The 12,567-nt window shown below is 62.2% G+C and carries 13 protein-coding genes and 1 riboswitch; of the genes, 3 read left to right on the top strand and 10 right to left on the bottom strand.

Annotated elements, in window-relative coordinates; genetic code table 11:
- Positions 1–19: 19 nt before the first annotated feature.
- The 6 genes from EFD55_RS15765 to metA form a co-directional block, all read right to left on the bottom strand.
- Entirely contained in the window at positions 20–748 is a 729-nt protein-coding gene (locus EFD55_RS15765) for an SIS domain-containing protein (RefSeq protein ID WP_125845978.1), read from the bottom strand.
- Between the two features lie 17 nt (positions 749–765).
- Positions 766–1,917, bottom strand: coding sequence for an N-acetylglucosamine-6-phosphate deacetylase (gene nagA / locus EFD55_RS15760; protein ID WP_125845977.1), 1,152 nt, complete (start codon positions 1,915–1,917; stop codon positions 766–768).
- The gene (locus tag EFD55_RS15755) at positions 1,917–2,948 is read right to left on the bottom strand and encodes an SIS domain-containing protein (protein ID WP_125845976.1); all 1,032 of its coding nucleotides are present in this window, start codon (positions 2,946–2,948) and stop codon (positions 1,917–1,919) included. The genes nagA and EFD55_RS15755 overlap by 1 nt, the downstream gene beginning before the upstream one ends.
- Positions 2,945–3,718, bottom strand: a complete 774-nt coding sequence (locus tag EFD55_RS15750; protein ID WP_125845975.1) for a GntR family transcriptional regulator — start codon at positions 3,716–3,718, stop codon at positions 2,945–2,947. Before EFD55_RS15750 ends, EFD55_RS15755 begins: the two co-directional genes overlap by 4 nt.
- 159 nt (positions 3,719–3,877) lie before the next feature.
- Positions 3,878–4,900 carry an aldose epimerase family protein gene (locus tag EFD55_RS15745; RefSeq protein ID WP_125845974.1) on the bottom strand — a complete coding sequence of 341 codons (1,023 nt, stop codon included), beginning with the start codon at positions 4,898–4,900 and terminating at the stop codon, positions 3,878–3,880.
- A 117-nt stretch (positions 4,901–5,017) separates the two neighbouring features.
- Positions 5,018–5,941: a homoserine O-acetyltransferase MetA gene (metA, locus tag EFD55_RS15740; protein ID WP_125845973.1), complete on the bottom strand. Its 924-nt coding sequence runs from the start codon at positions 5,939–5,941 to the stop codon at positions 5,018–5,020.
- A gap of 48 nt (positions 5,942–5,989) precedes the next feature.
- Positions 5,990–6,067: riboswitch (SAM riboswitch) on the bottom strand.
- A 154-nt stretch (positions 6,068–6,221) separates the two neighbouring features.
- Here metA and EFD55_RS15735 point away from each other — a divergent pair.
- The 3 genes from EFD55_RS15735 to EFD55_RS15725 all read left to right on the top strand — a co-directional run bounded on the left by EFD55_RS15735 (position 6,222) and on the right by EFD55_RS15725 (position 8,713).
- Positions 6,222–8,075, top strand: a complete 1,854-nt coding sequence (locus tag EFD55_RS15735) for an ABC transporter ATP-binding protein/permease (protein ID WP_125845972.1) — start codon at positions 6,222–6,224, stop codon at positions 8,073–8,075.
- A 102-nt stretch (positions 8,076–8,177) separates the two neighbouring features.
- Positions 8,178–8,426, top strand: a complete 249-nt coding sequence (locus EFD55_RS15730; protein WP_125845971.1) for a type II toxin-antitoxin system ParD family antitoxin — start codon at positions 8,178–8,180, stop codon at positions 8,424–8,426.
- Entirely contained in the window at positions 8,423–8,713 is a 291-nt protein-coding gene (locus EFD55_RS15725; protein ID WP_125845970.1) for a type II toxin-antitoxin system RelE/ParE family toxin, read from the top strand. Before EFD55_RS15730 ends, EFD55_RS15725 begins: the two co-directional genes overlap by 4 nt.
- Before the next feature lie 39 nt (positions 8,714–8,752).
- On the opposite strand, the gene EFD55_RS15720 is transcribed toward EFD55_RS15725, so the two are convergent.
- The 4 genes from EFD55_RS15720 to EFD55_RS15705 all read right to left on the bottom strand — a co-directional run bounded on the left by EFD55_RS15720 (position 8,753) and on the right by EFD55_RS15705 (position 12,561).
- A complete protein-coding gene (locus EFD55_RS15720) occupies positions 8,753–9,382 on the bottom strand; it encodes a hypothetical protein (protein ID WP_125845969.1) in 630 nt (209 codons plus the stop codon).
- Between the two features lie 113 nt (positions 9,383–9,495).
- Positions 9,496–11,316: an ABC-F family ATP-binding cassette domain-containing protein gene (locus tag EFD55_RS15715; protein WP_125845968.1), complete on the bottom strand. Its 1,821-nt coding sequence runs from the start codon at positions 11,314–11,316 to the stop codon at positions 9,496–9,498.
- 3 nt (positions 11,317–11,319) lie between these two features.
- Positions 11,320–11,976, bottom strand: coding sequence for a thiamine diphosphokinase (locus EFD55_RS15710; RefSeq protein ID WP_183736735.1), 657 nt, complete (start codon positions 11,974–11,976; stop codon positions 11,320–11,322).
- 57 nt (positions 11,977–12,033) lie between these two features.
- A complete protein-coding gene (locus EFD55_RS15705) occupies positions 12,034–12,561 on the bottom strand; it encodes a MarR family winged helix-turn-helix transcriptional regulator (protein WP_125845966.1) in 528 nt (175 codons plus the stop codon).
- Between the last annotated feature and the right edge of the window lie 6 nt (positions 12,562–12,567).

The following is a 12,567-nucleotide window of genomic DNA, read 5'->3' as shown; positions in this document are numbered from 1 at the left end:
CACCGCTTCGCTCCCATCCTCAGAGATGCGGGTTGCGCGGCCGGTACTTCCTAACGAGCTTCTGGTTGATCTCGGTAGCACCCGGCATGTTGGCGCTGAGATAAACCGGCGCATCGCCGGATTTCGAAAGTTCCGAGGCGACTTCGGCGAAGATCGCGTTGATGACCGTCACCCCGACCGCCGTCGAGACGGGTCCGACCCGAAGCCCCGTGCCTTCGAGATCGAGAACGGCGTCGCCCGGCGGCAGCCCGTTGTCGAGCACCACATCGGCCACGTCGGCAAGCCGCCGGCGACCATTGGCGATCGCTGAGGAATAGGCGATCGACGTGATGGCAATCACTTTTGCACCGATTTCGCGCGCATAATCGGCAGCCTCGATCGGCGCGGCATTCACGCCAGAATTGGAGGCGATGATGATGACATCGCCCGGCTGCATGCCGTAGCGCTCCAGCATCGGCCGCACCAGGCCCTGCGTGCGCTCATAGACCGAGCTGATGACCGCCCCCTCATGCAGCATGGCCGAGCCGACGAGCACCGGCACGGTGAAGGCGAGCCCGCCGGCACGATAATGCACCTCTTCCGCCAGCATATGCGAATGGCCGGTGCCAAAAACATAGACGCGCTTGTCGCCGCGGGCGGCATCGAGGATGACCGCCGCCGCCTGCGCCATCGGCTCGGCAAGCGCCTGCTTCAATGTCTCCAGCCGGCCGATCAGATTGGAGAAATAGGCATCGGTGATATCAGTCATCCCGCGTCTCCTCGATTTCAGGCGGCCTCGCCGGCAAGCCAGGTGGCGGTAACGGTGAGGGTATCGGTGAGATGGACGAGATCGGCGCGTGCTCCCGGCGAAAGCTGGCCGCGATCGGCAAGCCTGAGGAAACGCGCGGGATAGAGGGTCGCCATGCGCAAAGCCTCGGCGAGCGTCAGGTCCAGATAAGTGACGCCGTAACGTATCGTCGAAATCATGTCGACGTCGGAGCCGGCGAGCGTCCCGTCGGAAAGCACGAGCTTCGAGCAGAAACCGCCTCTTTCGCGCCGGACGGTGCGCCCGTTCAGCGTGAACGAATCCTCTCGCGAGCCGACGAGCGACATCGCATCGGTGACGAAAAACAGTTTGCCCTCACCGCGTTTGGCACGCAACGCCGTGCGCAAGGCTTTCGGGTCGACGTGATGGCCGTCGGCGATGATGCCGCACCAGGTCGCGGGATGATCGATAGCCGCGCCGACGAGGCCGGGCGCACGATGCCCCATCTGGCTCATGGCATTGAAGAGATGCGTGACGCCCCGCGCGCCGGCATCGAAACGTTCTTCCGCCGCTTCGCTCGAACAATCGGAATGGCCGATGCTGACGGTGACGCCGGCTTCCGCAAGCTCGCGCACCTGGGCGACCGTCACCTGCTCGGCCGCGATGGTGACGAGCAGCGTTCCGATCGCTTCGCGCGCGCGGATGAAGGCCTTGACGTCGCGATCCTCCACCGGCCGCATCAGTTCGGCCAGATGCGCGCCCTTGCGGGCGGGTGCCAGATGCGGGCCTTCGAGATGCAGGCCGGCGACGCCGCGGTTTGCCTTGACAGCCTCTTTCGCCGCCTCGATGGCGGCGGCGGACGCTTCCGACGTATCGGTAATCAGCGTCGGCAGCAGCGATGTCGTACCATAGGGCCGATGTCCGCCGGCGATGATGTCCATCGACGCAACGGAAGGCTCGTCGTTCAGCATCCGGCCGCCGCCGCCATTGACCTGTGCATCGATGAAGCCCGCCGACAGGACGCCGCCCTCAAGCGTCACCACCTCGCCATCCGGTAGATCGTTTCTCGCGACGATCGCTTCGACACGGCCGTCGGCAACAATGAGTGCCTTGTCGTCATGGAAGCGCTCGCCGTCGAAGATGCGAGCGCCGACGAAGATCTTGCGCACCATCAGACCGTCTCCGTCACCTTGAGCAGGTTCGCAGGCCTGTCGGGATCGAAGCCCTTGCGGCGCGTCACCGACTCGATCAGCCGGTAATAGACGAGCAGCGACACCAGCGGATCGACGAGGCCGTTACCCGTCGTCGGCACGCGCAGATTAATACCCGACAGTGGCTGCGTCGAGAAGCCGACTGTAGTGGCGCCGAGTTTCTGCAGGCGCTCCAGCGCCTGGCTATTGTTGGCGAAGGCGGCATCGTCGGGCGCGAAGGCGACGATCGGAAAGCCCGGCTGCACCAGGCGCATCGGACCATGCATCAGTTCCGCCAGCGAGAAGGCCTCGGCATGCAGGCCGGAGGTTTCCTTGGCTTTCAGCGCCGCTTCGAGCGCGATTGCAAACGCCGGGCCGCGACCGGCCGTATAGAGCGAGGTTGCATGGAAGAGCACCTCCTCGGCCGCCGCCGTATCGATCCCGGCGGTCGCCGAAAGCGCCTCGGGCAGCTTGTCGAGCGCGGCCTGAAGGTCGGACGCGGCGCCGACCGCAGCCGTGACGCCGGAAAGGGCGGCGACCGAGGCGATGAAGGATTTCGTCGCCGCCACGCTCTTTTCGGCGCCGGCATTGAGGCCGAGAACGATATCAGCCTGTTTCGCAAGCGGGCTGTCGGTGACGTTGACGACGGCGATTGTCGTCGCGCCGCCCTTCTTGGCGGCCTCCTGCAGCGCGACGATATCGGGGCTCGCACCCGACTGCGAGACGGTGAAATGGACGCCGCCCTTCAGATGAAGCGCGGCACCGTAGACGGAAGCGATCGACGGACCGACCGATGCGACCGGAACGCCGCAGGTGATCTCGAAGAGATATTTGAAGAAGGTGGCGGCATGATCCGAAGAGCCGCGCGCCGCCGTCGTCACCACGCTCGGGCGGGCGGACGAAAACAATCGTGCGATCTCGGCAAAGACCGGTTTTTCCTTTTCAAGAAGCGTGGCCACCACCTCCGGCGATTGGCCGGCTTCCTGCAGCATCAGCGACTGGTTCTCACTCATAGGTCATCTCCGATTCTCAATTCGGCAACGAAATCATAGGCATCGCCGCGATAATGCGAGCGGGTGTATTCGACGACGCGCTGGTCTTCCAAGCGCGAGACACGTTCGATCAAAAGCGCCGGCGCGCCTGATTTGACGTTCAGCATCGCGGCGTAAGACGCATCGAGCGTCACCGCCGTCAGCCGTTGCAGTGCGCGCACGGGCCTGTGGCCGTTGGCCGTCAGCGCGTCGTAGAGCGATCCCTCGCCGCCGGCATCGTCGCCTAAGAACTTGACCGGCACCACGGCGCGCTCGATCGCCAGCGGCAAGCCGTCGGCGAGACGCAGACGGTCGAGCCTCAGTACCGGCTCGTCACCACCGAGGCCGAGCAGGAAGGACTCCTCCGGCGACGGCGTATTGACCTCCCGCGACAATATCCGCGCGGCCGGTAGACGCCCGCGCGAACGCATATCGGCGGAGAAGGAGGAAAGCCGCCAGAGCGACTGCTCCATGCGTTCCACCTTGCTCGATACGAAAGTACCGCTTCCGTGTCGTGATTCCAGTGCGCCCGATGCCATCAGTTCGCGATAGGCGGTGCGCACGGTGACGCGGCCGAGCTGCAAAGCCTCGGCAAGGTCGCGCTCACCCGGCAGCGCCGTGCCGGGCTTCAGCAGGCCTTCCTGAATGAGGCTGGTCAGCGCCTGCGCCAACCGCTTGTAAAGCGGTCCGGCCAGCGCCTCGCCGCGCAGGCCGCGCCTGTTCAGTTCCGCTATCAGACTGGTTCTATCCATGGATAGACAATAGAACCTATTTAGAACCAATCAGCAAGCCGGAATCGCCGGAATCGAATGTAGGCAAGAAAAAACCTCCCCGACGGGCCAGGGAGGATTCATAGCGACCAAATTTGACAGCCGTGCGTCCTAGACGCATGTCGCGCAAGAGGGTGCGGCTCAGCTCTTGGTGAAGATATAATCCGTCTCCTGGCGCAGCACTTCGCCGGGACGCAGGACCGCATTCGGAAAGCCTTCGTGATTGATGGCATCCGGCCAGACCTGCGTCTCCAAGCAGAAGCCGGCGAACGGGCCATATTTGCGCCCGCCGAGACCGGGAGCCCCGGTGTTGAGCTTGAAACCGGCATAGAACTGCACGCCCGGCTCCGTGCTGCGCACTTCCAGCGACACGCCGGAATAGAGGCTGCGGGCAAGCGCGACGCTCCGTTTGGCGGTACGTTCCGGGGACAGGCAGAAATTATGGTCGTACAGCACCTGCTCGCTGCCGGCGAAACGCTTCATCGGCGCCATCTCGCGGAAATCGAATTCCGTGCCGCCAACAGGGCGGATCTCGCCGGTCGGCACCTGCCTCTCGTCGGTCGGCAGATAATGATCCGCTGCAATCATGATGTCATGGCCGAGCGCGTCTTCGCGGCCGTCGAGATTGAAATAGGCGTGCTGGCAGACATTGGCGAGCGTCGGCTGGTCGCTGGTCGATTCGTAGGTGATCGACAATTCGCCGTTGCCGTGTACCCAGAACGTCGCCTGGATGGTGCAATTGCCGGGATAGCCCGCACGGCCGTCGGGATCGACGATCTTCATCACCAGCCGGTCGACATCATGCTCGACGATCGTCCAGTTGCGCTTGGCGATATTGTCGCTGCCGCCATGCAGGTGCGTGACGCCGTTCTCGTTCGGCTCGAGCTGATAATCCTTGCCGTCGAGCGTAAACCTGCCGCCGCAGACACGGTTGGCGCAGCGGCCGGGCGTCGCGCCGAAATAGGCCGAGTAGAGGGGGTAGCTATCGAAATCCTCGAAGCCGAGCTGCAGCGGCGCGTCATGTCCCTCAAGGCGCAGATCCTGGATGACCGCACCCCAGCTGATGATCTTGGCCGTCAGTCCACCGCCCTTGATCTCGACGCGATAGACGGTCTCGCCCGCCTTCGTCTGCCCGAAAACTTCCCGCTTCAACTTGTCCGACATGATCGACCGTCCATTCTTGGCGCATCCGGTTCAAGACGCGCGGCGCTATAGAGTTCGACCGGAACCTGCCCGCATTTGCTCCAAACCGCAACCGGTCGGATCAGAAAGAAATGTCGCTCAGAGGTCCGCGCCGATCTCTTCAACGTCATAGGGCGTCGTCTGGTAGATTTCGTTGATCCAGTTGCCGAACAGCAGATGCGCATGGCTGCGCCAGCGGTTCTGCGGCGCAAGCGCCGGATCGTTATGCGGGAAGTAGTTGTGCGGCATCTTGATCGGCACGCCGGCATTGACGTCGCGGAAATACTCGTCGGAAAGCGAGGTCGAGTCATATTCCACATGGTTGAACATGTAGAGCCGCCGGCCTTTCTTCTCATGCACGAGGCAGACGCCCATCTCGCTGGATTCCATCAGGATTTCCAGACTTTCGGATCTCTCGATATCGGCGCGGCGCACCTCGGTCCAGCGTGAAACCGGCACCTCGAAATTGTCGGAAAAGCCGTTGAGATAGATCGATGAAGGCTTGAGGTTCCGGTGGCGGTAAACGCCGAAAGCCTTCTCCTTCAGCTCGTATTTCGGAACACCGTGGAAGTGGTAGATCGCCGCCATCGCGCCCCAGCAGACGTTCATCGTCGAATGGACGTTCGTTTCCGTCCAGTCGAGAATTTCCCGCATCTCCGCCCAATAGGTGACGTCCTCATAAGGCAGGAGCTCGATCGGCGCCCCGGTTATGATGAAGCCGTCGAATTTGCGCTGCTTCACCTCTTCCCAGGTCTGGTAGAAGGCGAGCAGATGATCTTCCGACGTGTTCTTTGCCTTGTGGCCGCCGATGCGGATGAGCGACAGCTCGACCTGCAACGGCGAGGCGCCGACCAGACGGGCCATCTGGACTTCGGTCTTGATCTTGTTCGGCATCAGGTTGAGCAGCCCGATCTGCAACGGGCGAATATCCTGACGGATCGCCATCGTCTCGGTCATCACCCGCACGCCTTCCTGAACCAGGGTCTCGAAGGCGGGCAGCGTATCGGGGATCTTGATAGGCATTGCGGTCACTCGATCAAAAACAAAAAACCGGCGGCGAAAAAAATCGCTACCGGTCCGCACGCGGCCCTTTAGCGACTTCTTTAACGTGGCTGCAAGCCGGCCGGCCAAATCACCACGGAGTGCATTAATTAGCCCCTGTCGGACCGCGAATCAACTGCGGAATGCATGCAGGGACAACCCATGCAAGCATCATCACACTTTAATGACTGATAGAATCTGTTGATAGACGGGTAACGCCACCATGTTAATAATGACAGTATGGGCGTATTGGAAAAGCATGATGGCAGATAAGATCGAGGGGAGGCCCGGAATCCGGAGGCAGGATAGGGTAGGGTATGATTTCAGCCTGACATATCGCCTCGGGGTGATGTTCTCGGCATTCTGGAATTCGGCAGTGCGTGGCAAGGTGCTGTTCCTGGCTACCGTGCTGATCCTCGTTATCCTGGTGACGGCCTATGGCCAGGTCATCCTCAACGAGTGGAACGCCCCCTTCTACGATTCGCTCGAGCGTCGCGATCTCGGCGAATTCTTCCACCAGCTCGAAATCTTCGCGATGATCGCCGGCACCCTGCTGCTGCTCAATGTGTTGCAAGCCTGGCTGAACCAGATGACCGCGCTCTATATGCGCGAAGGCCTGTCGCGCGATCTCGTCGACCAGTGGCTGAAGCGCAAGCGGGCGTTGCGGCTCGCCTCCAGCGGCCTGATCGGCGTCAATCCGGACCAGCGCCTGCTCGAGGATTCCCGCAATCTCGCTGAAAGCACGACGGGGCTCGTTCTCGGCCTGCTGCAATCGACTATCCTTCTGGTGAGCTTCATCGGCGTGCTCTGGGAACTGTCGAGCGGCTTCATCTTCCACATCAGCGGCCACAGCTTCTCCATTCCCGGCTATATGGTCTGGGCGGCGATTTTCTACGCCGCGTCCGCCTCGGTGTTGAGCCAGGTCGTCGGCCGCAAGCTGGTCAAGCTCAATGCCGATCGATTCTCCAAGGAAGCCGAGCTTCGCTTCACGCTGATGCATGCCAACGAGAACATGCCGGCGATCACGGTGGCCCGCGGCGAGGAGAACGAGCGCAGGCGCATCAATACCGACATCAGCTCGGTGCTGAGGGTCGTCAAGCGCCTCGCCATGGCCAATACCAACCTTACCTGGGTTTCTGCCGGCTACGGCTGGCTGGTGATCGTCATCCCGATCATCGTTGCCGCCCCCGCCTATTTCTCCGGCGGCCTCACCCTCGGCCAGCTGATGATGTCCGTCGGCGCCTTCAACCAGGTCAATACGGCGTTGCGCTGGTATGTCGCCAATTTCGGTCCGATCGCCGAATGGCGCGCCACGCTGATGCGCGTCACCGATTTCCGTCAGGCGCTGCTCGACATGGACGAGGATTTCGACCTCAAGGACAGCATCACCTACGAAAATACCGCGCCCGACACGCTGACGCTGAAGGATTTGGTGATCAACGCCAAGATCGGCGAAGAAATCGAGGAATGCGGCGGTTTCCGCCTGCACGAAACCAATGTGGTGATCAAGGCCGGCGAAAAGGTCATGATCAACGGCGACCACAGCGTCAACCGCAAGCTTCTCTTCCAGGCGATGGCCGGTCTCTGGCCGTGCGGCAGCGGCACGATTGGCCTGCCTCCGGTCGACGACATGCTGTTCGTTCCACAAATCGCCTATGTTCCCGGCGGCACGCTGCGCGATGCGCTGGCCTTTCCCGAAAGTCCCGATGCCTACGAGAAGGCCGCCGTCGAGGCAGCCCTTGAAAAGGCCGGCCTGCATTCGCTGATCTCAAGGCTCGATACCCGCGCCCGCTGGGACAAGCTGCTCGACAGCGACCAACAGAAGGCGATCGGCTTCGCCCGCCTGCTTCTGGCGCGCCCGCGCTGGATCATTTTCGACGAAGTGCTGGAAGGCATGGAGCCGGAATGGCAGGAAACCATGGCGAAACTGCTGACCTCCATCCCCGAAGCCGGCATGATCTACATCGGTCGCTCCGAGGCCTATCTCGAGGTGCTGCAGCCGCGCGTATTGCATCTGCAGGCGCTTCCGTCAAAAGCGGAAGAACAACCGCCTGTCGTTCAGACCGGCGCCAGCGCTAGTGCCGGCGCTGCCGCCGTGCCCGCTCCGGCGCTGTAAAATGGCCCGCGTCCAGTTGAGGAAGTCTCGCTCCCTTTGCGTGGCGGAAATGATGCAATCTTTGCCAAGGTATGCCATGATCATCGGGGTGAGGTGACGTATATGGCAACGATGAATGTTTCCCTGCCCGATCCGATGAAGGAATGGGTGGAAGATCAGACAAAAACAGGACGTTACAGCAATGCGAGTGATTATGTCCGCGACTTGATACGGCGTGATCAAGAGCGATCTGGCAAGCTGGCGGAACTGCAGCGTTTGATCACAGACGGCCTGGAAAGCGGCGTCAGCAATCGTTCGAAGGACGATATTCTTCGAGAGGCGCGTGAACGGCTAGCTGCGCAGCGTATATGAAATACCGCATAACCGTCGCAGCGGATCGGGACATAATCGAGCTCTATGTTCTCGGCGCCAATCAGTTTGGTGCATCGCAGTCGGAGCGATACGTCGATGATTTATTCGACACCTTTGAATTGCTGGCCGATAATCCACGCATGGCGCGTGAGCGCCTTGAGCTGAACCCGCCGATGCGGCTTCATCCTCATCGTGCTCATATGATTGCCTACACCATCCACGAAGAGGGTATCCTGATTGTTCGCGTGCTGCATGGGCGCGAGGATTGGCAGCGCCTCTTTGTGTAAAACCAAGGCTATGGCCATTTTCCTCTAAAGCCGACCGCATCACATCGGTGGGGTGATACCCTCGAGACCGACGGCGACCTGGGTGGCCGAGATGCTGCCGTCCGCCGCCTTCGCGCCGGTGACGATAACGCCCGCGCCGGCCTTCAGATCGTCCTTGGTCGCAGGTGCCAAGGTCACGATTGGCGTGCCGTCGGATATCGTGATGATCTTTTCCTTGCCCTGATAGGTCAGCGTGATCGTGTGGCCGTCGACGGATTTGACGGCGTTGCTGACGGTCGCGTTGGTCATCTGGCTGTTTGGCTGCGCATCCCAGGGGCGGTTGCCCTCGCCTGTCCCTTTCATCGCCGCCGGGAAGATCAGCACCTCGATCGCCCCGTCCGGGCCGTCACCCTTCGGAAGGGAAGCGACGCCGACGAAATCGCCGGGCTTGATATCCTCGACCGAGGCTTTCCGGATACCACCGACTTTCCATCCGGCTTTCAGTGTGACCGCCGCATCGCTGCCTTCGCGTGTCTTGACGACCAGTTTGTCGCCGCTCAGGCTTTCGATTGCTCCACGGACACGAACGCGCTGGGCATCCTCTGCCTGCACGGCCTGCGATAGCGCAAGCGCGACGAGGCCGCCGGTGGCAAGTGCTGTGAAAAAACGGGAATGAGGCTTGCGAGACATCTGACTTTTCCTTGTCGCCATTGCGATCGGCAGTATCCCCCGCTGCCAGGCGGCACCTTATGCCGCCTGGCGACAGGCTGACGAATCAAGGAAAAGTGAGCCCAAGGAAAAGCTCAGCCCTCCAACTCTTCCCGCAGCATTTCGAGCTCCAGCCACTCTTCTTCCATCTTCGTGAGGCCGGCGCGCAGTTTCTCCATCTCGGCGGCAAGCCGGTTGAAGGCCGCGGGATCACGCGTGAAGAGATTGGGATCGGCCATCGCCTGTTCGCGCTTAGCCATTTCGGCCTCGGCCTTGGCCATCTCCTTCGGCAGGTTTTCCAGCGCGAATTTCTGCTTGAAGGACAGCTTGCTTTTCGAACTTGCTGCGGAAGGCGCTGCTTCCCCAGTCTTCGGCTTCTCCGCCGCCTTCTCGGCCTTTCTGCGCTCTTCGAGCGCGCCCTTGCGTTGCGCCAGCATGTCCGAGTAACCGCCGGCATATTCGATCCAGCGGCCATCAGGCGCATCCGGCGTAGCGGGCGCGATCGTTGAGGTCACGGTGCGGTCGAGGAAGTCGCGATCGTGGCTGACGAGAATGACGGTTCCGGGAAAACCGGCAACGATTTCCTGAAGCAGGTCGAGCGTCTCGATATCGAGATCGTTTGTGGGCTCGTCGAGGATCAGAAGGTTCGCCGGGCGTGAGAGGATACGCGCCAGCATCAGCCGTGCGCGCTCGCCGCCGGAAAGGCTTCTGATCGGCGTGCGTGCCTGTTCCGGCTGGAACAGGAATTCCTTCATATAGCCGGTGACGTGGCGCTGCTCGCCGTTGACGAGCAGGTTCTCGCCGCGTCCGTCCGTCAGATAGTTGGCGAGCGTATCCTCGGGATCGAGATCCTCGCGCTTCTGGTCGAGCGTGGCGATCTCCAGATTGGTGCCGAGCTTCACGGTGCCGCTGTCGGGGGAAAGCTGCCCCGTCAGCATCTTCAGGAGCGTCGTCTTGCCGGCACCGTTCGGCCCGACCAGACCGATGCAATCACCACGATGGACGCGGATCGAGAACGGTGTGACGATTGGCCGGTCGCCGAAGCTCTTGGTGATCTTGTCGGCCTCGATCACCAGCTTGCCGGATTCCTGCGCATCCGAAACCGACGCCTGCACCGTGCCTTGCGGCCCCTTGTGGCCGCGATAGTTCGAGCGCATCGTCTGCAATTCGCCGAGGCGGCGCATGTTGCGCTTGCGCCGCGCGGTCACGCCGTAGCGCAACCAGTGCTCCTCTCGCTCGATCGCCTTGCCGAGCTTGTGCTGCTCCAGCTCCTCGGCCTCCAGCACCTGATCGCGCCATGTCTCGAAGTGCGCAAACCCTCTCTCGAGCCGGCGCGAAGTGCCGCGGTCGAGCCAGACGGTTGCCGTCGAAACCTTTTCGAGAAAACGTCTATCGTGCGAGATCAGCACCAAAGCGCTGCGTGTCTTCTGCAGCTCGCCTTCCAGCCATTCGATCGTCGGCAAGTCGAGATGGTTGGTCGGCTCGTCGAGAAGAAGAATGTCGGGCTCCGGCGCGAGCACGCGGGCGAGGGCTGCCCGGCGCGATTCGCCGCCGGAAAGGGTCTTCGGATCCTCCTCGCCGGTCAGTCCGAGGTGCGACAGGAGATAGGTGACGCGGTAGGGGTCGTCGCCCGGCCCGAGCCCGGCCTCGGCATAGGCCTGCACAGTGCTGAAGCCGGCAAAATCAGGCGCCTGCTCGAGATAGCGCACTGTCGAGGACGGATGGCGGAAGACCTCACCGGATTGTGCCTCGACTAGGCCCGCGGCAATCTTCAGAAGCGTCGATTTTCCCGAGCCGTTGCGCCCGACGAGACAGATCTTGTCGCCGGGTTCGATCTGCAGCGCAGCACCCGCCAGCAGCGGCGCGCCGCCGAAGCTCAGGAAGATGTCGTCGAGTTTCAGAATGGGAGGGGCCAAAAATCAGACTCCGGAAAGATCATAGGGACGCGCAAGCACGATTGCCCGGCCGCTTGTGAGCGAAAAGCGAACCTTGCCTTCCGCGACGTTGGAAATGGTGCGCGAGGAACCGAAAGGCAGATGGAAATCCTTGAGCGGGTAGCGCGCATTCTCGATGGAAAGCCCCTTCAGCTCGCTGAATCCAGGCACGGAAAACAGGCTGCCCTTGGGAAGGTCCAGTTCGATCGTGCCGGCAAGCAACGGCACGGCCTCTTCCTTGCCGGAGGTCAGCAGCACGTCGAAACCCTCTTCCGCCAGGCTGACGGCCGACAGCAGATGCTGAAGCGCATGATCGGAGCGTTCTCCGCCGAGCGCACCGGCAAGGATCAAACGCCCCGCCCCACGCGCGATCGCCTCCGAGACGGCGATCTCGCCGTCCGTTGCCGCTTTCGCCGCGGGATAGGGCTGTTTCGGCACGTGGGGAAATGCACCGTCGAGATCGGCTGGCGTCGAATCGAAATCACCGACCCAGAGCTCCGGCGTAACACCGAGCGCTAGCGCATGCCGCATGCCGCCATCGGCTGCGATGAAGCGGGTACCTGCGATGGCGTGGCGCAGGCGCTCCGTCAGGCTGAGTTCGCCGCCGAGCAGAATGGTGAAGGTGGATTGGCTCATGGGCATTGCCCTTAGCGCAAACGGGGGGTCGAGGGGAAGGGCCGGCGAACGACGGCATCCGCTTCAGCCCGGCGTATCCTTGTCGCGCGAAAGGAAGACCGCCTCGTAGCCGCCGATAAAGCGTTCGAAAAGTGCAGCGAAGCGATCGACATCCTCCTCGGGCCAGTCGGAGACGATCTCGGAGATGATCGCGAGTTTCTGGGCGACGATCTCGGCCAGCAGATCCTGGCCGGCTGGCGTGATGACGACGACGATCCGCCGCGCATCGGCCTGCGACGCCTCACGGCGCAGCACGTTTCGCCCCACCATCTCGGCCACCACCCGGCTTGCCCGTGATGGATCGATGCGCAGCATCTCCGCGATCATGCCGACCGTGACCTCGCCGGCGGGCTGAGCCCTGCGCACGGCGTCGAGCACGTCGAGATGCGAAAGCTCGAGACCCGGCGCAGCACTCTGGATCGCCAGACGCCCGATCAGCCGCCGCCCGGTCATCAGCCGCATGCGCGTCATGCTCCGGCCGATGCGAGGCACGTTTTCGCCGTCCGGATCGGCCGGGTTTTTGGGCAAGGTCTTGGTCATGGCTTCATTCATGACGGA

The organism is Rhizobium pisi, assembly GCF_003938655.1.
Lineage (GTDB): Bacteria > Pseudomonadota > Alphaproteobacteria > Rhizobiales > Rhizobiaceae > Rhizobium > Rhizobium pisi.
The sequence above is the reverse complement of the archived record's forward strand: the minus strand, read 5'-3'. Positions and strand labels throughout refer to the sequence as shown.

What these genes read in the sequence shown, in the direction of transcription:
- EFD55_RS15765 (WP_125845978.1), bottom strand. Translation starts at nt 748, where the DNA reads ATGACTGATATCACCGATGCCTATTTCTCCAATCTGATCGGCCGGCTG.
- nagA (WP_125845977.1), bottom strand. Translation starts at nt 1,917, where the DNA reads ATGGTGCGCAAGATCTTCGTCGGCGCTCGCATCTTCGACGGCGAGCGC.
- EFD55_RS15755 (WP_125845976.1), bottom strand. Translation starts at nt 2,948, where the DNA reads ATGAGTGAGAACCAGTCGCTGATGCTGCAGGAAGCCGGCCAATCGCCG.
- EFD55_RS15750 (WP_125845975.1), bottom strand. Translation starts at nt 3,718, where the DNA reads ATGGATAGAACCAGTCTGATAGCGGAACTGAACAGGCGCGGCCTGCGC.
- EFD55_RS15745 (WP_125845974.1), bottom strand. Translation starts at nt 4,900, where the DNA reads ATGTCGGACAAGTTGAAGCGGGAAGTTTTCGGGCAGACGAAGGCGGGC.
- metA (WP_125845973.1), bottom strand. Translation starts at nt 5,941, where the DNA reads ATGCCTATCAAGATCCCCGATACGCTGCCCGCCTTCGAGACCCTGGTT.
- EFD55_RS15735 (WP_125845972.1), top strand. Translation starts at nt 6,222, where the DNA reads ATGGCAGATAAGATCGAGGGGAGGCCCGGAATCCGGAGGCAGGATAGG.
- EFD55_RS15730 (WP_125845971.1), top strand. Translation starts at nt 8,178, where the DNA reads ATGGCAACGATGAATGTTTCCCTGCCCGATCCGATGAAGGAATGGGTG.
- EFD55_RS15725 (WP_125845970.1), top strand. Translation starts at nt 8,423, where the DNA reads ATGAAATACCGCATAACCGTCGCAGCGGATCGGGACATAATCGAGCTC.
- EFD55_RS15720 (WP_125845969.1), bottom strand. Translation starts at nt 9,382, where the DNA reads ATGTCTCGCAAGCCTCATTCCCGTTTTTTCACAGCACTTGCCACCGGC.
- EFD55_RS15710 (WP_183736735.1), bottom strand. Translation starts at nt 11,976, where the DNA reads ATGCCCATGAGCCAATCCACCTTCACCATTCTGCTCGGCGGCGAACTC.
- EFD55_RS15705 (WP_125845966.1), bottom strand. Translation starts at nt 12,561, where the DNA reads ATGAATGAAGCCATGACCAAGACCTTGCCCAAAAACCCGGCCGATCCG.